19 protein-coding genes are annotated in these 24,143 nt (G+C 58.8%); 14 read left to right on the top strand and 5 right to left on the bottom strand.

Translation table 11 applies throughout. The features are described 5' to 3' along the window. Positions 1–138 precede the first annotated feature (138 nt). The 4 genes from H6F58_RS13460 to H6F58_RS13445 all read left to right on the top strand — a co-directional run bounded on the left by H6F58_RS13460 (position 139) and on the right by H6F58_RS13445 (position 5,104). Positions 139–1,410: an MFS transporter gene (locus H6F58_RS13460; protein ID WP_257745340.1), complete on the top strand. Its 1,272-nt coding sequence runs from the start codon at positions 139–141 to the stop codon at positions 1,408–1,410. After that, positions 1,407–2,081 carry an FCD domain-containing protein gene (locus H6F58_RS13455; protein ID WP_146275665.1) on the top strand — a complete coding sequence of 225 codons (675 nt, stop codon included), beginning with the start codon at positions 1,407–1,409 and terminating at the stop codon, positions 2,079–2,081. The genes H6F58_RS13460 and H6F58_RS13455 overlap by 4 nt, the downstream gene beginning before the upstream one ends. A gap of 258 nt (positions 2,082–2,339) precedes the next feature. After that, complete coding sequence (locus tag H6F58_RS13450; RefSeq protein ID WP_244652590.1) at positions 2,340–4,634, top strand: MFS transporter; 2,295 nt, start codon at positions 2,340–2,342, stop codon at positions 4,632–4,634. Further along, positions 4,631–5,104, top strand: coding sequence for a helix-turn-helix domain-containing protein (locus tag H6F58_RS13445; RefSeq protein ID WP_146275663.1), 474 nt, complete (start codon positions 4,631–4,633; stop codon positions 5,102–5,104). Before H6F58_RS13450 ends, H6F58_RS13445 begins: the two co-directional genes overlap by 4 nt. Before the next feature lie 267 nt (positions 5,105–5,371). Here H6F58_RS13445 and H6F58_RS13440 read toward each other — a convergent pair whose 3' ends face one another. The 3 genes from H6F58_RS13440 to H6F58_RS13430 form a co-directional block, all read right to left on the bottom strand. Further along, positions 5,372–5,644 carry a hypothetical protein gene (locus H6F58_RS13440; protein ID WP_146275661.1) on the bottom strand — a complete coding sequence of 91 codons (273 nt, stop codon included), beginning with the start codon at positions 5,642–5,644 and terminating at the stop codon, positions 5,372–5,374. Between the two features lie 343 nt (positions 5,645–5,987). Next, positions 5,988–7,130: a glutamate--cysteine ligase gene (locus H6F58_RS13435; protein WP_060702171.1), complete on the bottom strand. Its 1,143-nt coding sequence runs from the start codon at positions 7,128–7,130 to the stop codon at positions 5,988–5,990. Positions 7,131–7,283: 153 nt separating this feature from the next. Further along, positions 7,284–8,525 carry a class I SAM-dependent methyltransferase gene (locus H6F58_RS13430; RefSeq protein WP_146275659.1) on the bottom strand — a complete coding sequence of 414 codons (1,242 nt, stop codon included), beginning with the start codon at positions 8,523–8,525 and terminating at the stop codon, positions 7,284–7,286. 502 nt (positions 8,526–9,027) lie between these two features. On the opposite strand from H6F58_RS13430, the gene H6F58_RS13425 reads away from it, so the two are divergent. The 5 genes from H6F58_RS13425 to guaB all read left to right on the top strand — a co-directional run bounded on the left by H6F58_RS13425 (position 9,028) and on the right by guaB (position 16,730). Then, on the top strand, positions 9,028–10,530 hold the full coding sequence (locus tag H6F58_RS13425; protein WP_146275657.1) for an amino acid permease: 1,503 nt from the start codon (positions 9,028–9,030) through the stop codon (positions 10,528–10,530). 193 nt (positions 10,531–10,723) lie between these two features. After that, positions 10,724–11,020 carry a co-chaperone GroES gene (gene groES, locus H6F58_RS13420; RefSeq protein WP_022874060.1) on the top strand — a complete coding sequence of 99 codons (297 nt, stop codon included), beginning with the start codon at positions 10,724–10,726 and terminating at the stop codon, positions 11,018–11,020. Between the two features lie 33 nt (positions 11,021–11,053). Next, positions 11,054–12,658: a chaperonin GroEL gene (groL, locus tag H6F58_RS13415; protein WP_060702168.1), complete on the top strand. Its 1,605-nt coding sequence runs from the start codon at positions 11,054–11,056 to the stop codon at positions 12,656–12,658. A gap of 351 nt (positions 12,659–13,009) precedes the next feature. Continuing rightward, positions 13,010–15,103 carry an acyltransferase family protein gene (locus H6F58_RS13410; RefSeq protein WP_171919550.1) on the top strand — a complete coding sequence of 698 codons (2,094 nt, stop codon included), beginning with the start codon at positions 13,010–13,012 and terminating at the stop codon, positions 15,101–15,103. Between the two features lie 121 nt (positions 15,104–15,224). Next, the gene (guaB, locus tag H6F58_RS13405; protein WP_060702166.1) at positions 15,225–16,730 is read left to right on the top strand and encodes an IMP dehydrogenase; all 1,506 of its coding nucleotides are present in this window, start codon (positions 15,225–15,227) and stop codon (positions 16,728–16,730) included. A 63-nt stretch (positions 16,731–16,793) separates the two neighbouring features. On the opposite strand, the gene H6F58_RS13400 is transcribed toward guaB, so the two are convergent. Then, positions 16,794–17,210 carry a VanZ family protein gene (locus H6F58_RS13400; protein ID WP_280521050.1) on the bottom strand — a complete coding sequence of 139 codons (417 nt, stop codon included), beginning with the start codon at positions 17,208–17,210 and terminating at the stop codon, positions 16,794–16,796. Positions 17,211–17,802: 592 nt separating this feature from the next. Between H6F58_RS13400 and H6F58_RS13395 the strand changes: the two genes are divergently transcribed. From H6F58_RS13395 to H6F58_RS13380, 4 genes are all read left to right on the top strand, one after another. Continuing rightward, the gene (locus tag H6F58_RS13395) at positions 17,803–18,846 is read left to right on the top strand and encodes a LacI family DNA-binding transcriptional regulator (protein WP_146278168.1); all 1,044 of its coding nucleotides are present in this window, start codon (positions 17,803–17,805) and stop codon (positions 18,844–18,846) included. Positions 18,847–18,935: 89 nt separating this feature from the next. Continuing rightward, positions 18,936–20,258, top strand: a complete 1,323-nt coding sequence (locus tag H6F58_RS13390) for an MFS transporter (protein ID WP_253917501.1) — start codon at positions 18,936–18,938, stop codon at positions 20,256–20,258. Between the two features lie 28 nt (positions 20,259–20,286). Continuing rightward, the gene (locus H6F58_RS13385) at positions 20,287–21,072 is read left to right on the top strand and encodes an SDR family oxidoreductase (protein WP_206693688.1); all 786 of its coding nucleotides are present in this window, start codon (positions 20,287–20,289) and stop codon (positions 21,070–21,072) included. 11 nt (positions 21,073–21,083) lie between these two features. After that, the gene (locus tag H6F58_RS13380) at positions 21,084–22,016 is read left to right on the top strand and encodes a 3-keto-5-aminohexanoate cleavage protein (protein ID WP_171919548.1); all 933 of its coding nucleotides are present in this window, start codon (positions 21,084–21,086) and stop codon (positions 22,014–22,016) included. Between the two features lie 215 nt (positions 22,017–22,231). On the opposite strand, the gene H6F58_RS13375 is transcribed toward H6F58_RS13380, so the two are convergent. Continuing rightward, on the bottom strand, positions 22,232–23,446 hold the full coding sequence (locus H6F58_RS13375; protein WP_171919547.1) for an MFS transporter: 1,215 nt from the start codon (positions 23,444–23,446) through the stop codon (positions 22,232–22,234). Between the two features lie 110 nt (positions 23,447–23,556). On the opposite strand from H6F58_RS13375, the gene H6F58_RS13370 reads away from it, so the two are divergent. After that, positions 23,557–24,141: a sugar O-acetyltransferase gene (locus H6F58_RS13370; RefSeq protein ID WP_195181948.1), complete on the top strand. Its 585-nt coding sequence runs from the start codon at positions 23,557–23,559 to the stop codon at positions 24,139–24,141. The last annotated feature ends 2 nt before the right edge of the window (positions 24,142–24,143 follow it).

Here is a 24,143-nt window from a genome sequence, read left to right as displayed (position 1 = left end):
GGAGCGCTTTGCGGTTCATGGCAACGGGCTTGCGATTCTTGTTCAACGCCGTCTTCCGCTGATGGGCCATGAGCCAGCGCGATATAAGGCGGGTCACAAGAATCGCGCTATCAAACATCAAACGTCTAATGTTTAGGTGTGAGTGTTAATTCAACTGGACCATCGAACCAGCCAGCAGATCAAGAAGCCCTCAAACCCGCATGGAGGGCGAATCTCCTCGCGGTCGTGGCCGTCATCCTTGTCGGCCTGAATCTGCGCATGGGAATTGCGTCGGCATCGCCGCTGTTCCACGACCTGCAGGAGCTGATGGGGTATGGGACCTTTGTTGCCTCGCTGCTGCCGACCATCCCGGTGTTGTGCTTTGCGGTGGCTGGGGCAGCGACCAGCACGGTGCTCCGGCGGACAGGCCTTGAGCTCGGTATCGCCCTTTCCTTGTTGATGCTTGCGGCCGGATTGGCGCTGCGCGTGGCTGATTCAACGTGGGCCCTGCTGGGAGGAACGGTAGTAGGCATGTGCGGGCTGGCTGTTTGCAATGTCGCCATGCCCTCGTTCATCCGCCAATATCATGGGAACCGCGCAGCTTCGATGACAGCGGCCTACACGACAACCATGTCCATTGGCGCAACCCTGGCCTCATCGATCAGCGTCCCGCTGGCCGCCAAGGCAGGTTCGCCGACAACAGCTTTGGCCCTGTGGGCAATTCCGGCCTTCATGGCACTGCTGGTCTTCATACCGCTGGCATTCTCGAGCAAGCGGGCCACCGTCTCACCGGGTGCCCACGTCTCTCCCTGGGCCCTGCTGGCTACGCGCAAGGGCCTGCTCTTCACCACAGTGTTCGGCATCCAGTCCTTGCTGGTCTACACGGTGGTCAGCTGGTTGCCCCACATCCTGATATCGAGGGGACTGGAACCGGTCGCCGCGGGCCTGATGCTGGGAATCGTTCAGGGCGTCAGCATTCTTGCCGTCCTGGCGGTGCTCTGGATGGCTTCGAAGCCGGGGCTGCAACGCGCCGCTTTCGTATTGACTGCCAGTTGCTCAGTCCTGGGCTTCACTGCCCTGCTGTTCTTGCCGGTGGAATTGTCGCTGTTGACCTCGCTTCTGATCGGCCTTGGATTCGGCGTGTTCCCGCTGGTCATGCTCATGCTCAGCCGCAGCGGGGGCAGCGCAGAAGAAACCACGGCCCTATCCACCGTGGCGCAATCCGTTGGCTACCTGATTGCCGCTATCGGCCCCTTTGCACTGGGGATCATGCAAGGCGCCCTGGGATCATGGACGACCGGTTTGGTGATCATCCTGGCCTGCGCCGTGGTGCAGCTGCTGTTCTGCTACAAGCTCGGGGGCCTTCGACAGGATCATGAATCACGGCACCTCGTTGAGGTGGATGCGGCATCCGAGGAGGGGCAGGCATGAGTGCCACGCCGATGCGGCGGCCCCTGGCCGATGAAGTAGCCGCCAAGCTGCAAGACGGGGTAGCCCAGGGGCGCTGGCCTGTTGGCGAGCGCATTCCTTCCGAGCCCGAGCTGATGGCGGAGTTCGGCATTTCGCGCGGCACCTTGCGCGAAGCCATCAAGGCCTTGGCACGCACCGGCATGTTCGAAGTCCGCCGGGGCGACGGGACCTACGTTCGGGCCACAAATGAGATCAGCGGCACCGCGCAGCGGATTTACCGCGAGCACTCGGACCGTGACGTGCTGCAGGTTCGTTTTGCCCTCGACACCCAATCGGCGAGGCTCGCCGCCCACGCAGCCGATGCGCATGTTGTCCAGCTTTTGCGCGCGCTCCTGGCGCAACGCGATGAAGCGTGGAAGGCTCGGGATTTCCAGGCCTGGTCGCAGGCCGATTGGCAGTTTCATCTGGAAGTGGCGCGCGCCTCCGGCGTCCCGCTGATGCATGAGATCTACGAGGGCTTCGGCGATGTTTTCCACGGTGCCAAGATGGTCCAGCGGCTCGCCGAGGGGTTTGATGGATGCCTGCGCGAGGGGCATGAAACTCTGGTCGACGCCATCGAAGCCGGAGACTCTGAAGCCGCGGCCAGAACAGTGATCGAGAATCTTGACTACTGCATGAGCTGGATGCCATAGCGGCCAAGGAGGCCATTTCTGCTCCGGCGCTGGCTGGGCAATTTCCCGTCGGCCACTTTCCTTTGCGGATTCAATCAGGAAATTGACCTGTGAGCTTGGCGACATTTTGCTTTCCCGTATCGCTTGGCGGGCGGGTTGGCAGTGGGGTGCGACCCCCGGAAATCAGCGTAATAAATAGCCTGGCAATGCAATTTTCCACCAGTGTCCGGTTCTAAATAAGAAGTTGACAATATTCAACCTTTTTTAGATGGTTGAGTAATGTCAACTTCTGCACCGCCCTTAGAAACCGAGGCAAAACCTGCAGCCGCCATGAAGCCGGCGCAGGTAATGCTTTCCATTTCTGGCCTGATGGCCGCGATGTTCACCGTATTGGTGTCATCGACGGTGATCGCCACGCCAATGCCATTGATCGTTGCCGACCTCCACGGCACGAATACCCAGTACACCTGGGTGCTGGTTGCGGCTTTCCTTTCCATGACCGTCACTACCCCAATCTGGGGCAAGCTCTCCGATATCTTCAACCGCAAGGCGATGCTGCAAATAGCCTTGGTCATCTTCGTGGCCGGTACCGTAGCGGCTGGCTTCTCCAGCCAGATCGGCGGCGATACCCATGAGGGCGCGATGTCATGGCTGATTGGCTGGCGCCTGGTCCAGTCGGTTGGCACCGGTGGCCTGATGGCCCTGGTCCAGGTGGTGATCGCAGACATCATTTCGCCTCGCGAGCGTGGCAAGTACATGGGCATCATGGGTGCCGTGATGGCTGTTGGCCAGATTGGCGGCCCGCTGCTGGGTGGCGTTATCGCCGATAATTGGGGCTGGGAATGGTGCTTCTTCGTCTGCGTGCCTTTCGCCGTTGGCGCGCTGATCCTGATCCAGGCCACCTTGCGCATCAAGCACGTAAAGGGCACCACGAAGATCGACTTCCTCGGCTCAGCACTGATCATTGCGGGCATCAGCCTGCTACTGATCTGGATCAGCCTCGGCGGCAAGACCCCGGACTCCGGCGGATTTGCCTGGAACTCCTCGCAGAGCATCACCATGGCCGCCGCTGCCGGCGTGCTGATCATTGCCACCGTGCTCTGGGAACTGCACGTCAAGGAACCCATCATCCCGATCCGCCTTTTTGCCCAGCGCACTTTTGCGCTGGCATCCATCGCATCGGTCGCCGTGGGCGTCACCATGTTCGGCACCTCGGTCTTCCTGAGCCAGTACCTGCAGCTCGCCCGCGGGTTCACGCCCACTCACGCAGGCCTGCAGACCCTGCCAATGGTTCTTGGCTCCATGTTCGGTGCCATCATCGTCGGCCAGCTGATCTCGCGCACCGGCCGCTGGAAGAAGTATGTTGTCGGTGGCGGCGTGGTGCTCAGCGTTGGCCTGTACCTGATGTCGCGAATCGACTACGACACCCCGCTGTGGTTCGTTGACCTGGGCATGTTCCTGCTCGGTTTGGGCTCCGGCGTACTGATGCAGAACCTGGTGCTGGTCACGCAGAACTCGCTGCCTCCACGCATGATTGGTGCCGGTTCCGGTGCCATCGCCTTCTTCCGCAGCCTTGGCGGCACCATTGGCGTCTCCGTTCTGGGTTCCGTCTTGGGCACCCAGGTGGCTGACAAGATGAAGGACGGCCTGGCCAAGGCCGTCGAGGAGATCAACAAGGCAGCCGGTGTTCCGCAGCTCCTGGTTGATAATCCTGATTGCGCCGACAGCCTCAAGTCATTGGGCAGCGGCACCGTGCCCGCGGTGAACGACCTGTGCGAACCAGTGCGCGCCGTCGTGGAAAGCTCCTACGGCCAGTCCATCGCCTTCCTGTTCTTGCTGGTAGTCCCACTGGCGATCGTCACCTTGATCTGTGCCATCTTCCTCCCGAACAAGCCGCTGTCCAAGAAGTCAGCTTCGGAGCAGATCGAAGAGGAGCTGGGCGGAGAACTTTCCGCACTGGAGCCGGCTGAACGTGGCGGCCGCGGCTACGAGGAGCTCGTTGCCACCGGGGCCATCACTCTTCCATCAGAGGACGAACTGAGCGAGGCCCGTCGCCAGGTGCGCCAGGCTCGCCGGATGGATGAGCGCGATCTTGCCGAGCAGGTCATGCGCACCCGCAGTGCCCAGCCGGGCACTGGTGCCAGCACCGATGCTCGCCAGCCAGGCACCGAGCCGACCATCTCCCAGCCGCTGGAGGCAGCGGAGATTGATGCCCATCACGAGTCCGCTCGCGTTGAATTCATGGTGGAAGAGCTCCAAACCACGCTGGAAAAGGCCCGTGCCGCCCATGCCCAGATAGAAGAGCAGGTCGGCGACGTCGTCCAGGCGTTGAAATCCTATGACCAGCGATTGAATGTTCTGGGGGAGCGCGTGGATGACACCGAGCGCGTTCAGCGAGAACTGCAGCTGCAGGCCCGCGCCGAGCGCCGTGCTGTCAGCAGGATGCAGGGGCGCCACGCTGCTGGGGCCGGCAACACTGAACCAGAAGCTGCTGACGAGCCTGTCGCGCCATCACCTGCAGTCGAGGAAGCATCAGGCGGTGCGACAGGGCCAAATCGGAGTGAGCAGTCGTGAACGACGCCAACGGTGCGGCGCTAGATGACATCGAAGCGGCATTCGCCAGGCTGGCTCCCGCGGTCAAGGAGCGCATGGCTCACAACGCCAGGAAGTTCCATCCGGAGCTGCGTGGCGCCGGGTTCTCGGTGTTGCGGGCAGTGCTGCTGTGCGCACTGCGCCGTCCCGGAGAGGACCTGACGGTTTCCGATTTGGTTGCTGGCTGCCACATGGATAAGTCGGTGGTCTCACGCCAGCTCAAGGACCTGAAACAATGGGGCCTGATTCAGCTGGAGCGTTCGCAGCATGATGCACGGGTGTATTTGGTCAGCCCGACCAAGTTCGCGCTCGATCGATTCAAGGAGATCAAGCGGTCCACGCGTTCCGAGTACTGGAACATCTTTGCAGCGTGGGATCCGCGAGATGTCTCGGAACTCGCATCGCTCCTCTTGCGTTTCTCTGAGCAAGTGGAAGAACGCTTCCGCGACTAGGCGTTGACATAGCAGAAGCAAAGCCCACGGGCGGTTTCCGATCACTGATCGGGAACCGCCCGTGGGCTTTGTGGGTACAGGCAATGCTCAACCGGGAAGGAACGCTAGCGTTCTACTTCGACTTCGCATGCAACGAACCGCAGAATATGCGCGGCTGCGTTCCCAGTCCCGAATGCCAGCCAGTGCAGCAGCTCGCGCGGTAATTGTTTGCTGCTGGCCTGGGCTGGTGCTGGAGCGTTGCTTGTCCTTCAGGACAAGCTCAAGCGCCTACCGTACAGTGACGTAGAACTTCCATACGTTGGGTCCAACGCGGTTGCCGTAGCGGTCCGTGTCGTAATAGATGAAGCACTGGCTAGAACGGGTCCATGAAGAATTCATGGTGAGGCGTTTGGTATTGCACGCGTCAAAAGTCGAGTAGTCGGTGGGGTAGAGGTAGGTGTAACCTGCCTGGGCGGGCAGGGCTACGGCGGTTAGCCCTCCCGCAGCGAGCGCTATGGCGGCCGTTGAGACAGCCAGGCGGGCAAGTGCTTTCTTCATCATGATTGCGCCTTCCAGTATTCGTGAACGGTCATCGCCACTCAGTATAACCACGAATTGGATTAAAGGGCAGGGGCGCGGCACATCAACTGGAACAGGAGGGTGCAACCACCGAATAGGTCCGGGTGCCCTGCGAAGAGAATTTTCAATGGACGATGGCGATGAATGCTCGTCAATCGCAACTTTGCTTGTGATTGCTGCAGACATCAGCAGCAGGCCACTTGAGGCCATCACCGTCTTGGCGAACTGCGAACCTCCTGTGCGCAGATCCGTGTCAGCACTTGAATAGGCAAAGGGCGGCTGGGAAAATCCGGCCGCCCTTGTCATTGAGGAATTGTAGTTAGTTTTAGACAGCCTTCATCCGCGCCACGTTATCGCGCACGACGGCATGGAAGTCCCCGCCAGATGAAGCGAAGACTTTGCGCTGGCGCTGGTACTCGGCACCGGATTCAATCAGGGTGATGATGCCCTGCAGCTCCTTGGAGCAACCCAGCTGCTCGGCAACCGGAGCGAGGCGCTTGACCTCGGCGCGCAGGTGATCGGTCACGAGCATTTCATCGCCCTGGGCATTCAAGATGATGATAGCGTCCAAGCCATAGCGGGCCGCGCGCCACTTGTTCTCCACGCGGAACCACGCTGGCATGATCGGGATCTTGTAGCCGGCTTCAATCGACATCGACATGTCGTGGACCAGGCACTGGGTCAACGCGGTAATCGCGGCGATGTCTTCCAGCGAGCTCAAGCCATCGCAGATGCGCATTTCAACGGTTCCAAAACGTGGCACAGGGCGAACGTCCCAGCGGATTTCCGAGACATCGTCAATCACGCCGGTATGCAGCATGTCTGCGATGTGGGATTCGTATTCGGACCATGAATTGAAGTGGAAGGGGATGCCGGCCGCGGGCAGCTGCTGGAACATCAGGGAACGCTGCGAAGCGTAACCGGTATCTTCGCCACCCCAGTAAGGGCTGGAAGCGCTGAGCGCCTGGAAGTGCGGCTGGTAGTTGATCAGGCCATCGGTGATGGGCAGGGCCTTGTCGCGGCTGTCCAAGCCAACGTGAACGTGTACGCCATAGATCACCATCTGGCGCCCCCACCACTGGGTCCGGTCGATGAGCTTGGCGTAGCGGTCCTTGTCGGTAACCGGCTGCAAGGTCGGCGCCGCAAAAGGGTGGGACCCAGCGGAGTAGAGGTCCACTCCATGATCACCGGCAACGTCATTGAGCATGCGCACGTTGGTGCGCAGTTCTTCGGTGGCACCGGCGACGGTGTTGTGCACTCCGGTGACTACCTCAACGGTATTCATCAGGAGTTCAGGCTTGACCGTTGGATGCTCATCCTCGTGGCCTAGCCCTGCATCTTCCTTAAGCTGATCAAGTACTTTTTCGGCTACCGAGCACAAGTCCGCATCTTCGCGATTGACCAAGGCGATTTCCCATTCAACACCGATGGTGGATTGGGCAGATTGGGCGAACTCGATTTTTTGCACGGCGCTCCTAGTGATGACGTCTCGGACGGATTGCTCCGGAGCCGGGAAACAGGACTGGAAATTCACCGAAAATCGATGTTCCTCCGTACCTATTCTATGTAGTGCAACTCATCGGGCGGGATACCCAGCCGATGGGAGGTGCATCACCCTAGATTAGTGAGGCGAGACCTCGAACGCCACACGTTTCTCTCCAATGCGTGCCAGCATCAATGTTGCCCGGTTCTTTGCGCCCTTGGGTGCGCCGGCCAGGAGGATCTTGCGAAGTTCCTCTGGAGTTGCGTCAACGCCACGCTTCTTGATGTCCAAGGTGCTAATTCCATTGGCCTTGACCCAGCTGCGAAGCTTCTTCACGTTGTAGTCGTGGACTGCCAGCACCTTGTAGCCCCGCGCGAAAGGCGTCGCGATTTGTTCCTCGTGGGTGAAGTACGCAATATGCTCATCGAGCAGATGGCCGCCGGTGCTTTCCAAGAGCTTGGAGATCAGGTGCGAGCGGATGACTGCACCGTCGGGTTCGTAGATGTGCGCTGCCAGCTCGCCCACTTCGGCTGCCGGATCATTCTTGGCAGCGACGTCGCTGGTGAGTTCATGCGCACCATCCTTATCGATCACCAGCGCAGCGCGCGCAACATTTTCGCGCTTGAGCTTGCCGAACCACAGGCAGGCTTCGATGACCGACCCGTGGTCTGAAATCCACACGGACTCCGCATTGGCGGGAATTGCTTCATGCGGCAGTCCGGGGCCCAGCTTGACGCCGACGTCGAGACCAGAGTCCACGAGCTTCTCAACAAATGACAGGGGAGGGGAGAAGGCTTCTGGGTCAAAGAGCCGGCGGGTGCTGCCAGCAACATCGGTGCGCCGTGCTGGATCCAGCCAGACGCCGTCGATTCCGGCGAGGTCGGTTTCTTCGGCACCGCCGTGAATCACGGTGGCATTCTCAAAGGGCATCAGGTTCAAGGTGGTGGCTGCAGCCGTAGTTTCATCTTTCTCCACCGCGGTCACCTGCAATCCGGCGCTGGCCAGCGCGATGGAGTCGGTGCCAATTCCGCAACCGAGGTCTGCCACGTGAGTGGCCCCGGCCTTTGTGAAGCGCTGCGCGTGCAAGCCTGCAATGGTTAAGCGTGTTGCCTGTTCCAGGCCTGCCGGCGTAAAGATCAGGGAATCGGCGAAGGGCCCGAATTTCACTCGTGCTTTGAAGCGAAGCTCTGATTGCGCAATGACGGCGCGGACCACCTGGGGGTCGTGGCCTTCTTTGCGCAGTTTTTCGTTCAGCGTCCACGCGGCATCCTTGGAAGCAACCATGGATGGATCAATGGTGGAGAGCAATTGCCATCCGTCCGCGGAAAGCAGAGCGGCGAACAGATCGTTGAGCGTTGAGTCGTTAGAAGCCTGGGCCATAGTTCAAGCCTAGCGTTGATGCTTTGCCTCTTCGTTCGCGGGACTCGTTGCGGCCGATTGGCTGTTGTGAGCTATGTGACATAACGGCGTCATATTCGGATTCTTTTGATCGTCTCGAAGTTCAGGCAGGGCAGTTCAAGACGAAGCATCGGCTCGTTCCGAGCGTGGATCCGGGTACGGGGATTATGAAGCGGACTTTTCCCTTGGGTAAGCGATGCTATTTCATGGAACGTCATTTGTTTAGGAAGCGTAATCCTTTGTGGAAACCTTCAAGAGCTTCTGGCAGGTAGTGCTTTGGCTGATTTACAGTCTGCCGTTCAGTTTGGCGTGATGGACAGGTATATCGCCGGCCCTGCTTGGCGAAGCTGAAATGCGCACGGAAAAACTGAAGTGACTCAGGTCGCATTCGCGCTCGCTTTGGTGTTCCATGGCACCTGTGAAGAAATCTATGCAGCGAACGACGATGGCGTCGAGCAATCAATCGCCCGTAGGCGCCAAGGCAATGAGCGACCCTGCGCCGCTGGCCCAGAATCAACTCAAGCGAGGCATGAGCAGCCGCCACCTGCAGATGATTGCCATCGGCGGGTCTATCGGTACCGGCTTGTTCGTCGCCTCGGGCGGAACCATCGCACAGTCCGGGCCGGGCGGCGCCTTGGTGGCCTATGCGGCAGTGGGCCTCATGGTCTATCTGCTGATGCAGTCGCTGGGGGAGATGACCGCCAAGATCCCCGTGGCTGGTTCATTCCAGACCTTCGCCACCCGCTTCGTCTCGCCGTCCTTCGGCTTCGCCATTGGCTGGAACTACTGGTTCAACTGGGCCATCACCGTTGCGGCCGAGCTCGTAGCCGCAGGCATTGTCATGAGCTTCTGGTTGCCCGATGTCCCCGGATGGGTCTGGGCTGGGCTCTTCCTGGCCGCATTGACTGCACTGAACGCGCTATCGGCCAAGGCCTTTGGCGAAGGTGAATTCTGGCTGGCGTTGATCAAGGTAGTTACCGTGATCGCCTTCCTGGCTGCCGGCGTTCTGATGATCTTTGGCGTTCTTGGATCACAGGCTGATCCATTGGCCAACTGGAAGGAAGGCAAAGACGTTTTCCACGGCGGCTGGCTTTCGATCATCTCGGTCTTCATGATTGCCGGGTTCTCCTTCCAGGGCACTGAGCTGGTGGGTGTGGCCGCCGGTGAAGCCAAGGATCCGCGGCGCGAAGTGCCCAAGGCCATCCGCCGGGTCTTCTGGCGCATCATGCTGTTCTACATTGGCGCCATCTTCATCATCGGCTGCCTGATCCCATTCGCTGATCCGAGCCTGCTGGCCAGCGGCGAAGCTGACGTTGCTTCCTCGCCATTTACCCTGGTCTTCGAGCGCGCCGGCATTGCCTTCGCGGCAGCTGCCATGAACGCTGTCATCCTCACCGCTATCCTCTCCGCCGGTAACTCGGGCCTCTACGCGTCAACCCGCATGCTCTACTCCATGGCCCATGATGGCAAAGCGCCAAAGGTCTTCGGTAAGACCAATTCCCGAGGTGTGCCGGTTATGGCCTTGCTGGCCACTGCCGCGGTGGGACTCTTCGGCTTCCTGACCGCACTGGTGGGCCAGGGTGCTGCCTACACCTGGCTGCTGAATGTTTCTGGCCTGTGCGGTTTCATCGTCTGGGTGGGTATTGCGGTCTCGCACTATCGCTTCCGCCGCGGCTATCTGGCCCAGGGGTACAGCGTCAAGGACCTGCCTTACCGTGCACCGTTCTTCCCGCTGGGTCCCATCGTGGCGTTCTTGATGCTCATTGCAGTGATTGTCGGCCAAAACTACCAGGCAGTCCTGGCCGGGCACGGGCTGGAAGTGCTTTCCTCCTACATTGGCTTGCCGCTGTTCCTGGGCCTGTGGCTGGGACATCGCATGATGACCAAGTCCAAGATGGTCAAGCTCTCCGATATGGACCTCACCGCTCCAGAGGACATTGAAGAGTCGGCCGCTGTGCGCTCTGCGCGAACCGGTGTGACGAACTAAGGGGCTTGATTAGCACTCGCCTTGACCGAGTGCTAAATCTCGTCCTAAAGTCAGTGGTGGAAGTTCTGCATGCATTGTGCTTGCAGAACCACCGCCTGACTGGATACCACCAACTGGCACCGCGACGACGGTTGGTCCAATGCCATAGGGCGCACCCCTACCACCATTGGTTCATACACGAAAAGGAGAGACCATGTCTGTCTCCATCAAGCCGCTCGAAGACCGCATTGTCATCAAGCAGGTCGAAGCCGTAACTACCACCGCTTCGGGTCTTGTTATCCCAGACTCCGCCAAGGAAAAGCCACAGGAAGGCACCGTTGTTGCAGTAGGCCCAGGCCGCATCGACGACAAGGGCAACCGCGTTCCTGTAGACGTTGCTGAAGGCGACGTAGTCCTGTACTCGAAGTACGGCGGAACCGAGGTCAAGGTCGGCAACGAAGAGTACCTGGTGCTCTCGGCTCGCGACGTACTGGCAGTCGTCGTAAAGTAACGCCAACCTCTCTAAAGTTTCAGGAGAAAATGCATGGCTAAGCAGCTAGCATTCAACGAGGAAGCGCGACGCGCACTCGAAGCGGGAATCGATAAGCTCGCAAACACGGTGAAGGTCACCCTCGGCCCACGAGGCCGTAACGTGGTGCTTGCCAAGACCTGGGGCGCCCCGACCATCACCAACGATGGTGTCACGATTGCTCGTGATATCGATCTTGAAGATCCATACGAGAACCTTGGCGCGCAGCTGGCCAAGGAAGTAGCCACCAAGACCAATGACGTAGCAGGCGACGGCACCACCACCGCCACCGTGCTCGCCCAAGCCCTGGTCAAGGAAGGCCTGAAGAACGTCGCCGCCGGTGCAGCACCAGGCGATGTTCGCAAGGGCATCGAGCTGGCTACCGAGGTTGTTTCCGAGGCACTGGCAGCTAACGCTGTTGCCGTGGCCGACAAGGTTGCCAACGTTGCAGCGATCTCCGCCCAGTCGGATGAAATCGGCGAACTGCTGGCCGAGGCTTTCAAGACTGTTGGCACCGACGGTGTCATCACCATCGAGGAATCCTCCACCACCGCTACCGAATTGGTAGTGACCGAGGGCATGCAGTTCGACAAGGGCTACCTCTCGCCGCAGTTCATCACCGACCAGGAGCGCCAGGAAGTTGTCCTGGAAGACGCCCTGATCCTGATCAATCCTTCCAAGATCTCCACCGTGGCAGAATTCCTGCCACTGCTGGAAAAGGTTCTTGAAGCCAAGAAGCCACTGCTGATCATTGCCGAGGATGTTGAGGGCGAAGCCCTGTCCACCCTGGTGGTCAACAAGCTGCGTGGCCTGCTGAACGTGGTTGCCGTCAAGGCTCCAGGCTTCGGCGACCGCCGCAAGGCCATGATGCAGGATCTGGCCATCCTCACCGGTGCCCAGGTTGTCTCCCCGGAACTGGGCCTGTCCCTGGACCAGGTAGGCACCGAGGTTCTTGGCTCGGCACGCCGCGTCACCATCACCAAGGATTCCACCACCATCGTTGATGGCTCGGGAACCGAGGAAGATGTTGCTGAGCGCGTAGCCCAGCTGAAGGCTGAGCTGAACCGCACCGATTCCGAGTGGGACCGCGAGAAGCTCTCCGAGCGCCTGGCCAAGCTGGCTGGCGGCATCGGCGTGATCAAGGTGGGTGCTTCCACCGAGGTCGAGCTGAAGGAGCGCAAGCACCGCATCGAGGACGCCGTGTCCTCCACCCGTGCCGCTCTGGAAGAGGGCATCGTTGCCGGTGGCGGTACCGCACTGGTTGACGCACTGACCTCGCTGGATTCCGACGCTCGCGTCACCGGCCTGGAAGGCGACGTCGCCGCAGGTGTGGCCATTGTGCGCCGCGCACTGGTGCAGCCGCTGTTCTGGATCGCTACCAACGCCGGCTTCGACGGTGCAGTAGTTGTGTCCAAGGTGGCAGAGTCCCCAGCAAATGAGGGCTTCAACGCCAAGTCCGGAGTCTACGAGAACCTGCTGCATGCAGGTGTCATCGACCCGGTCAAGGTGACCCGTTCGGCGCTGCGCAACGCGGCATCGATCGCAGCCCTGGTGCTGACCACCGAAACCCTGGTTGCCGAAAAGGCTGCTGAGGAAGCGGAAGAAGCGCACAGCCACTAATCAGCTGTGACGGCTTTGAAGCCGCCGCCGGACCACGTTCACTCGTGGACCGGCGGCGGCTTTCTTTTTATCCCAATCCCGCTGGCAGGTGAGCCGTAGATGAATTCGCGGCCATTGGCACGTGACGAGTATCAACGCGCCAAAAAAGTTTGCACCGGTTCGCCACGGCAAGCCATTAATCCCGCGCACGTCATCGCCCTACAGTCTTTGCATTTAATGCCTTGAGGGGGACCAGGGGAGCGCACTTCTGCAGGCGGCCCACAGGGTCGATTGATAACATGGATGGTTGTCTGACGTGTCAAGATCCATGCTGCCGATGACGTGCCCGAGTTCCCGACGGAAGCCTAGCCTGTGACTCACACCCTCAATCAGCCCCGGAACAGTACCAAAAGTTCCAGTTTCCGGGTCGACTTGCAGGGCCTTCGCGCCCTCGCAGTGCTGCTGGTGATGTGCTATCACATCTGGTTCTCCAAGGTTTCCGGTGGAGTGGACATCTTCCTGATGCTCTCCGCGTTCTTTCTCACCTCATCCACCGCACGCAGGATATCCCGCGGTGAACGCCCGCCATTGATCACCGGCTGGCTGCACCGCTTCTCCCGGCTCATCCCGCAAGCTGCGGTAGTCATTGTCAGCGTGGTGGTTGCCGCCTGGATCATTCTGCCCAGCACTCGCTGGCTGGAACTCATCGACCAGTCCAAGGCTTCGCTGTTCTATCAACAGAATTGGTATCTGGCCAACCACCAGGTCGACTACTACGCCTTCAACACTTCCTCGGCCTCGCCACTGCAGCATTTCTGGTCGCTGTCGGTGCAAGGCCAGATCTTCATTCTCTGGCCGGTGGTCCTGGCATTCAGCGCTTTGATCTGGAAGCTGTTCTTCTCCCGCTTCAACTTCGCGTGGGTAGCAGGAGCGTTCTTCAGCGCCATCTTCATTGGCTCGCTGGCCTTCTCCATCAACATCACCGCCAATAACCAGCAGGTCGCCTACTTCCACACCGGTGCCCGGCTGTGGGAATTCGCCTTGGGATCCCTGCTGGCCTTGGCCCTGCCATGGCTTTCAACTCTCCCGGAGAAGATCCGCCGCATCGCAGGCTGGGCCGGAATGATCACCATCGTGGCCAGCGGTGCCGTGCTGGATGTCCAAGGCCAATTCCCTGGCTTCATGGCACTGATTCCCACCATGGCCGCCGCGCTGATCATTGCGGCTCCGGCAACACGTGCCTGGGCCAACCCGTCGGGTGTTCTGTCGCTGAAGCCCCTGGTGAAGCTCGGGGACCTGTCCTACGGGATGTACCTGTGGCATTGGCCGATGCTGGTCTTCTACCTTGAGGTCTCCGGCAATCAGAAGGCATCGTTCCTGGCTGGAACCCTGCTGATCGCCGCGTCCATCGCCGCCTCGTGGTGCACCACAAGGTTCGTCGAAAAGCCGGTCATCGCCTGGCAGAACAACCTCGCATTCCCGCACTGGATGCCCAGCACCGGGCTTAAGGCCATCAGCCAAATCGCAGTCGTGGCCATCGGCCTGGGCATCGCCAGCCTGTCGGTCACCGCATGGGAAAACAACGTGGAGCACCGCCGGGCGCTGGCCGCGTCGCAGACCGCCACCGATAACCCGGGGGCGACTGCCCCCGAGGACTGGGATCCGGCACCGGCGGCCCTGACCCTGCCGCTGGCTACCGAGCTGGCCGACGAATGGCAGACCCCGGGCAACCCCTGCGCAGGGTCCAACAACCCCGATGATGAGCGGATCATGTTCTGCGAGCAGGGCGGCAACTTCGATGGTTCCCCGGATCTGGTCATGCTTGGCGACTCGCATATGCAACACTGGTCCGCGGCCGCGGCTGCCGCCATGGAGGAATCCGGCGGAAGCTGGATCCTGGTCTTCCACCCGGGATGCCGCTACGGCTCCGACGCCGACCGCGACGAAGCCGAATGCGCCAACTTCCAGGACGCCGCCGAGGAGTACGTCGCTGATCTGGCTCCGAAGATGGTGCTCACCACCGCCAGCAAAACCGTGGCCGCCCCGGATGAGTACCTGCGCAGCCCCGGCGAGCAGGAAACCATCGTGGATCACTATGCCGAAGCCATCCAGCCTTTCCTGGATGCCGGCAGCCAGGTGATCGCGATGCGCGATACCCCGCGCTACACCTACTCCATTCCCGAATGCGTGGATTCGAATCCAAGCCATCTTGAAGCCTGCGACGGCTCCGCCCACGAAGCATTGGCGCAGATCAACCCGGTCCAGGAATTCCTGGCCCAGCACGACTACGGCCAGCAAGTGGTGTCATTGGACATGACAGGCTTGCTCTGCCCCGAGGGGGTCTGCAAAGCTGTGATCGGCAATGTATCGACGTACCTGGACGATTCGCACCTGTCCAAGACGTTTGTGCTCAGTGCCAAGCGCCAGTTTGCCGAGGCCTTCAAGAAGGCTACCGGCTGGCAATAAGTCCTGTCGGAGACCTGGTGGGGCATGAGCTTGGACACAGTGCCCCGCAAGGGAATAACTGCAGCGCCAAAAGGGCTCTACCATTTAACCAACCTCCGTTCTCGCCCCGAAAGGTTCCTACGTGACTGAGTTCAACCCCTTTGCATTTGAAGGACTCACCTACGACGACGTATTGCTGTTGCCTGGCCCGACGGATGTGATCCCTTCGGAAGCTGACACCACCACCCGCTTCACCAAGCGCATCAACATCCAGGTGCCCATCAGCTCGGCGGCCATGGACACCGTCACCGAAGCTCCGATGGCTATTGCACTGGCACGCCAGGGCGGCATCGGCGTGATCCACCGCAACCTTTCGATCGAGGACCAGGCCAAGCAGGTCGACCAGGTCAAGCGCAGCGAGTCGGGCATGATCACCGACCCCGTCACCGTGCACCCAGGCGCCACTTTGGCTGAATGGGATGAGCTGTGCGCACAGTACCGCGTTTCCGGCCTGCCAGTAGTGGACGAGGATCGCAAGCTGCTGGGCATCATCACCAACCGCGATACCCGCTTTGTGGCTCGCGAGCAGTACATGACCACCAAGGTCTACGAAGTCATGACCGGCATGCCGCTGATCACCGCACAGGACGGCGTGGCCCCCGAGAAGGTCATCGAGCTGTTGTCAAAGAACCGCATCGAAAAGCTCCCGCTGATCGATGACGAGGGCAAGCTGACCGGCCTGATCACCGTCAAGGACTTCGACAAGGCCGAGCAGTACCCGCTGGCCACCAAAGACGAGGAAGGCCGCCTGCGCGTGGCTGCCGCTGTGGGCTTCTTCGGCGAAGGCTACGAGCGCGCCATGACCTTGATCGACGCCGGCGTCGACGCACTGGTCGTTGACACCGCCAACGGGCACTCCCAGGGCGTGCTGGAAATGATCGCCCGCCTGAAGAAGGATCCTGCCGCTGCCCACGTTGACGTGATCGGCGGACAGGCTGCTACCTACGAGGGCGCCAAGGCCATCATCGACGCCGGTGCCGACGCCATCAAGGTCGGCGTGGGCCCGGGCTCCATCTGCACCACCCGCATCGTTGCCGGTGTGGGCGTTCCACAGGTCACCGCCATCTACGAAGCAGCCAAGGCCGCGATCCCAGCTGGCGTGCCAGTGATCGCTGACGGCGGCCTGCAGCACTCGGGCGACATCGGCAAGGCACTGGTTGCGGGCGCCGACTCGGTGATGCTCGGCTCCCTGCTGGCTGGTACTGCAGAGTCCCCAGGCGACCTGGTCTTCATGGGCGGCAAGCAGTTCAAGGCCTACCGCGGCATGGGCTCGCTGGGCGCCATGGAGACCCGTGGCAAGAACACCTCGTACTCCAAGGACCGCTACTTCCAGGCTGACGCGCCTACCAACGAGAAGCTGATCCCGGAGGGCATCGAAGGCCAGGTTCCTTACCGCGGCCCGCTCTCTGCAGTGACCCACCAGCTCGTTGGTGGCCTGCGCCAGACCATGTTCTACGTTGGCGGTCGCACCGTTCCTGAGCTGAAGGCGCGCGGCAAGTTTGTCCGCATCACCGCAGCCGGCCTGAAGGAATCGCACCCGCACGACATCATGATGACCGTTGAGGCTCCGAACTACCGTTCGCGCTAAATTCATCTGAAAATTTCCCGTCCGGAATGGCGCTCACGCGTTGTTCCGGGCGGGTTTTTTATTTCAGACTGCAGATGCCTTGCGCGCTTTGCGCTTCAAATGAGTTCCATATGCGGCCATCCATATTGCAGTGCCGAGAGCAGCACCCAAAGAGTTGGCCGCGACGTCAGATAGCGTCGCGAACCGGTTCGGGAGGAATAGCAGCTGTCCGAGCTCTATCAGAGCCGATGCAACAATTCCGACAATCGCTGCTATCCAGAATCGACCAAGACCCATTCCAAGAAAGATTCCCAGCGGAATGAAGAAGAGAATGTTCGCTGAAAATTCCACGAACCCGTAGTCCACAAAAGCGGGAACGCCGTGGGCATGTAGCCAGTTCAGCGAAGAGGCTAGAGCCGGCCCAGCTGAAGAATCGACGGGGACTGGCCAAAACGCTATGGCAATCATCGCCAGCAAGTATAGCGATGGCAAAGCCCACATTCGGAGCATCGGGTAGTTGAACTGTGTTCTCAGTGGATTCCTCGGAGCCGATGGTGGATTCGGGTGTCAGAGCGTTGTCCGCAACTAATCACTGAATAGATTCTAATTCTTCGAAGCCAGCAAAGCCGACGAGCAATCTTCCCTATAATCAGTTGCCGACTTCTGGATGCCGCAACAAAGTCGTGCAAAATCGGCGCGGTTGAACAACGCGCCGTCACGAAGCGATCCGGAAACGCCAGTCTCGACAATGTAGGCAACACCTGAAGGTCCCTCCAAGGAAATAGGGGTCCTGCGCACCTTCGGTGGATCAATTTTCCGCAACAACGAGCGTTTTACAGCAACGGGCCACTAGCGCAGGAGCGAGCCTGAGTTGCCCTGAGACCAGTATCGATAAGCTACTCCACCGATTAAGCAATCGTAAGTAAACTAGTGACTTCTTGGAGCGACGCATTTGCTGCAACGCTTACTTAGGGGGTTCTGTCTTGGCCTATCCAATGAGCCAGCTTAATGTTGCTTAAGGGTATTTCATGGCATGTAATGGTGATCACAAGCATTTAGAAAAAGAGTTTCGAGCCACCAATGGAGGTGCGTGATGACCACCCAGTCGCAAAATTCAGTTCGGCCAACACGCATCTCCGCAGCAGCAGTGGCCCGAACTGCTGGAGTTTCGGCGGCGACGGTTAGCTACATAATGAATGGACGTCCAGGGGCTTCGGTTGAAACCCGGCGGCACGTTCTCAAAATAGCCGGAGAAATGGGCTATCGTCCTCAGTCGGCGGGGGAGCACCACGATCCACTGCTGACCAGGGTCGTGGGGCTAGTTCTTCCCAATATCGTGAATCAGATGTACACGGTATGGGCCCAGCACATTATTAACGCAACGGCAGCTGCTGGTTTTGACGTGTTTGTAGCGACCACCGGTGATGATCCTGAAGCACTGGCTCAGGTAGCGGGGACACTCGCCACCCGAAATGTTGACGGAGTCATCATCGCCGCGGCCATCAGGGAAGATTCGCGGTCCTTGAGAACTTTCCGCCAGAAGAAAATACCTTTCGTTTGCTTGTCGAGGCGTTCCGAGCATCTTCCCGGAGATTTCGTGGGAATTGACGATGACGGAGCGGCTGGAGAACTCATGAGCCATGTGCTGGATCATGGCTACACGGACGTAGCCACGATCATCGGTCCCAGGACGTCTACTGCCTCTCAACTACGGGAGCTAGCTTTCGTCCGGGTGGCAGCGAGCCGTGGAATTCGAATCACTGGAGAGCGCCGAATCAGCACAAAATTGAGCTCCGAGGGCGGCCAAATCGCTGCCAAGCGGCTCTTCGAATCCGGCAATCCACCACGGGCGGTCGTCTGCGGTTCCGATGAAATCGCTATCGGCGTCATGGAGCATGCCTTGTCGTTGGGGCTCAAGATTCCGCAAGATGTCGCGGTGGCCGGATGCGACGGATTGATACGAAGCCGCTCGAAGCTTATCGGTCTCACCACCATCGTTCAGCCGGTCAAAGAAATGGCGGAACGATCATTCGAGCTTCTGTGGGAGCAAATCGTAGAACCGCGGAAGACCTACAAACACACCATCTGCAGCCACAGCCTACACATCGGTACTACCTGTGGGTGCCCGGACGACTAGCTGCAACTGGCCGTCGAACTTTTCATATTCAACTTTTCATCGGCCTTCGGGCCGCTATTCGTCATGCTTTCACTCAGGAGGAACGTCCCATGCAGGCATCAAAAACGACCCCAGGCATGCGCTCACCCGCGGTTCTCAACAAACTCATCTTCAGACGCATTATGCCGTTGCTCATCGCTGCGTACGTTATTGCGTTTATCGACCGGACCAACATTGGCATGGCAAAAGATCGAATGGAGATCGATCTAGGTATTTCTGCTACCGCGTACGGTATCGGGGCAGGCCTGTTCTTCCTGACTTACGCGCTGTCAGAAATCCCCTCGAACCTGATCATGCATCGGGTCGGCGCACGCTTCTGGATCATGAGAATCATGATCACCTGGGGATTGCTATCAGCATGTATGTCCTTGGTGCAGGGCGAGTGGTCTTTCTACATCTTGCGGATGCTTCTGGGAATTGCCGAAGCTGGCCTGTTCCCCGGAGTCATTTACTTCATCACACAATGGTTCATGGTGAAAGACCGTGCCCGTGCCAACGGATTCTTCCTCTTGGGGGTCGCACTAGCTAACGTCATTGGTGCTCCGCTGGGAGGACTGTTGCTCACCATGGATGGCCTGGGCGGCCTGCACGGTTGGCAGTGGATGTTCATTATCGAGGGCATTCCAGCGTGCTTCCTGGCGTTGGTGGTCTGGAAAATGCTGCCAAACAAGCCATCCGAAGCAAAATTTCTTACCCGAGCCGAGGCTGAAGACCTAGAAGCACGCATTGCGGCTGAAGAATCAGCCGGAGCTGCCGCAGCTGGTAATTCCAAACTTCGCCATGTGCTCAAGGACAAGCAGATTCTTCTAGTAGTTGCGATTTACTTTACGCATCAAATCGCGGTTTATGCGTTGAGCTTCTTCCTGCCATCAATTATTGGAACCTATGGAGAGCTGACATCCGTTCAAATTGGATTGCTGACTTCGATCCCATGGCTGTTCTCGGCGATTGGCGCGTTGCTCATTCCGCGACTGGCCACTGATGGATCGCGATCCCGAACCGTCGCCAGCGCAAGCATGGTTGGCATTGTGGCCGGATTCGCCTTAGGAGCCATTGGCGGACCAGTACTTGGGCTGATCGGTTTCTCCATTGCCGCCTTCAATTTCTTCGCACTACAACCAATTCTCTTCACCTACCCGGCGACTCGCCTTTCGGGTGCAGCACTGGCCGGCGGCATCGCATTCGTCAATACTGTCGGACTCTTCGGAGGTTTCCTGGGTCCCTACGTCATGGGCCTTCTGGAAGAAATCACCGGCAACAAGATGTCTGGCCTCTGGTTCATTGTCATCATGTGCGCCATTGGTGCCGTACTCACGTTGAAGTTGCGTCGAGGCACCGAAGACCCGTCCAAAGCCAGCGTGTCTGGCCATTAAAGAAATCCAAGCAGGGAGTCTCAAGACCTTGAGCAATGCAAATATCAAACTCGACCTCGACGGACAGCGAGTGCTGGTCACGGCTGGCGCCGCAGGTATAGGCCTGGCTATAGCTACAGCATTCAAAGATCTTGGTGCGAAAGTTTTCGTCACCGACATCAATCCAGAAGCAGTTAAGGCTGCGCAAGACAGCGGATTTTCCGCTGCGGTCAGTGATGTCTCGGACGAAGAGCAGGTAAAGAATCTAGCCGAGCAGGTTGAGCACCAGCTTGGCGGGCTTGACGTCCTCGTCAACAATGCAGGGATCGCCGGGCCGACCGGTCCCATCGAAACCCTGGATGCCGAGGCTTGGAAAACCACATTTGATATCAACGTTCATGGACAGTTTTTCTGCATCAAATACTTGCTGAAATTGCTGAGGAAATCCGAATGTGCTTCAATCATCAATTTGTCTTCTGCAGCGGGGCGTCTTGGAATGGCGGGGCGAAGCCCCTACTCGGCATCGAAATGGGCTGTTGTCGGATTAACGAAGACCTTGGCCATCGAACTCGGCGGCGAAGGAATCCGTGTAAACGCTATTTGTCCCGGTGCAGTCAACGGACCGAGGATTCAGGCCGTCATCGAGGCTAAAGCAACGATGCTTCAGCGTCCAGTAGCCGAAGTTTCGGATCTTTATCATGCGCAATCGTCCTTGAATCAACTGGTTGAGGCCGAAGACATTGCGAACATGGCTGTGTTCCTGGCCAGTCAAATGGCCCAACGCATCAACGGCCAAGCCATGGCAGTAGACGGCAATACCGAGAAGCTTTACTAGAAAGAGCCATTGTGAAAAACAAACGCAAAGTCATCATCACCAGTGCTGTAACCGGCGCAATCCATACACCCTCGATGTCTAAGCACCTGCCAGTTACTCCAGATGAAATTGCTGAAGCCGCTATTGGCGCAGCAAAGGCCGGAGCTGCAATAGTCCATATGCATGCACGCGATCCCAAAGACGGGCGTCCGTCCCAGGACCCGAGACACTTTGAACCAATCCTAGAGAAACTGAAAAACAGCACTGACGCGGTCATCAACATCACTACCGGTGGATCTCCACACATGAGCGTTGAAGAACGCATGATTCCGGTGGCGACTTTTGAGCCTGAACTTGCTTCACTCAATATGGGGTCGATGAACTTCGGACTCTTCCCGATGCTTGATCGGTTCCAGGAATTCGCGCATGAATGGGAACGTGAAGCCCTAGAAAATTCACGCGATCTTGTCTTCAAGAACACTTTCGCCGACATTGAGAAGATCCTTGGTATAGGCAATGCCAACGACACGCGGTTTGAATTCGAATGCTACGACATTTCCCACGTGAACAACCTGAACCACTTTCACCAGCGGGGAATGGCACGCGGGCCGCTATTTGTTCAGTCAGTCTTTGGCCTGCTGGGAGGAATCGGCGCGCATCCGGAAGACCTCATGCACATGAGGAGAACTGCCGACCGGCTCTTGGGCGATAACTACGAATGGTCGATTCTCGGTGCTGGGAAAAACCAGATGCCGCTGGCAACTATTGGTGCGGCGATGGGGTCCCATGTACGCGTTGGACTAGAGGACTCCTTATGGATCGGTCCTGGGCAGCTCGCCGCCTCCAACGCTGAGCAAGTTACTCGAATCCGCACAATTCTCGAAGCATTGAACTTTGAAGTTGCCAGCCCGGATGAAGCACGCGAGATGCTTTCCTTGAAGGGCAGGGACAAAGTAGGTTTCTAGGTGTAGATATATACGGAAAGGAAGATGTAATTCCGGGCGTATCACGGAATTACATCTTCCTTTGGCACGAAATCCCGCGTTATTCGTCGATTGCATCTGATCGACGTAGCAGTTCATAGCTGTGTTACTTGTCCTGTAACCGTCTAGGAGACCTTAGCAGTGGGGCCGGCTAGACGAACTATGTAGGTGCAGGGGAATCAGCACTACATTTTCTGCTACTTGGCATCCACAAGACGGTTCAGGCGTTCTGAGAAGATCATCCCCATGGCGGCGAGAAGCAGAACAAAGAGCGGGAAGAGCCACAGTCCCACCCAGGAAGACAAGACGCCGAATAGCGGAGGCATCAACGTCGAGCCGAGGTAGGCTGCGGCCATCTGAATGCCAATGATCGCGTGTGAGTTGTGGCGCCCGAAATTCGCCGGAGTCGAGTGAATAATGGCGGGGTAAATCGGTGCTGATCCCAGGCCGGCGATAGCGAGCCCGGCCAGGGCAACGCCGTTGGTTTCCAGCGGCAGCAGGAGCATCAGGCCACCGATTCCCACCATCATGAAGCCGCCTCTAATCAGGTTGCGGTCGCCAATGCGATCAGCGAAGAATCCAGCGAGGAAGCGTCCGCCGGTGATGCCCAGCAAGAAGAATGAGGCGAAGGCGGCCGCTGTTGCAGGGTTCACGCCACGATCGCCGGCAAGGTACGTCGTAGCCCAGAGGATCGAGGTGTTTTCTAGCGCGCAGTACGCGAAGAACGCCGCGAGGACCAGCATGACGCCCGGAATTTTCAGGACTTGTGTCAGTGGAACGTGGGCTGCTTCGGTTGCCGGCGCTTTAATGTCTTCTGGATCGGCTTCGACCTCAGTGCGGCTGTGGCTCCGCGGGGTCATGGTATTCACTTTGCGCCAGAGAGGCAGCGTGAGGACCAGTGCCACTGTGAGGATGATTTGGATGACGGCAACAACGTTGTAGGCGCCAGGCCATCCCATCCCGGATGTCAGGGCATGGCTCATGATCAATGGGCTGATCGAGGCTCCCACGCCCCAGAAACTGTGCAGCCAATTCATATGCCGTGCCGCGTAATGCAGCGCTACGTAGTTGTTCAGGGCTGCGTCTACCGCTCCCGCGCCTAGGCCATACGGAATAGCCCAGAGGCAAAGCATCCAGAATGAGCCGGAGAACGAAAATCCGAACAATGCGGTTGCGGTCAGTCCAACGCTGACTGCCGTCACCGCACCTGCGCCGAATCTGCGGGTCAACCGTTCCGAAGCAAGGCTGGAAAAGATGGTTCCGATGGCAATGACCATGGTGAGGATACCGGCGAAAGACTGCGGCACGCCAAGGTCTTGATGCATCACCGGCCACCCAGCGCCCACAAGTGAATCGGGGAGTCCGAGGCTGATGAAAGCGAGGTAGATGATGGTCAGGAGTATTGAATACATGGGGCGTTGGTGTCTTTCGCCGTGCCGGGGGATGGAAGCATCGCCACTGCCTGGACGACTACTCAAATTATATGTACGAGTGTACTCAAATCTCGTGTATATTCACTCCCATGACTGAGAATTATTTTGAAGGAGATTCCCGCAGCAACCGCGAGCGCATGCTCGCAGGTGACCTGTATATCGCGGATGATCCCGAGAATGAACGTCTGCACCAGCGTGGCGTCCAGCTGGCCGAAGCCTATCGCCGCGCGGATGTCGCGGCGGATCCGCAAGCACGCGGGATCCTCGCAGAACTTGTCGGCACCTTGGGCGAAGGCGCCCATGTAAACTCCCCGCTCTTTGTGGACTACGGCGAGAATCTGCACATCGGAGCCCGCACCTTCATCAACTACAACCTCACCGCATTGGATGTTGCGACCATAACCATTGGTGAAGACTGCCAGATTGGACCCAACGTCCAGCTTCTGACGCCCACCCACCCGATTGACCCGCAACCTCGCCGCGACAAGCTTGAAGCAGCCGCGCCGATTATCCTCGGGGACAATGTCTGGCTTGGAGGCGGTGTAATTGTGTGCCCGGGAGTGAGCATCGGGGAGAATTCGGTTATTGGCGCCGGCGCTGTTGTCACCAAGTACATTCCAGCTAATACCGTTGCCGTGGGCAACCCAGCTCGCGTCATCAGGGCCATTGGATAATT

The organism is Glutamicibacter sp. FBE19 (assembly GCF_015524875.1).
Lineage (GTDB): Bacteria > Actinomycetota > Actinomycetes > Actinomycetales > Micrococcaceae > Glutamicibacter > Glutamicibacter halophytocola.
Note: the sequence above shows the minus strand (reverse complement) of the source record. Positions and strands in the feature narration are given on the sequence as shown.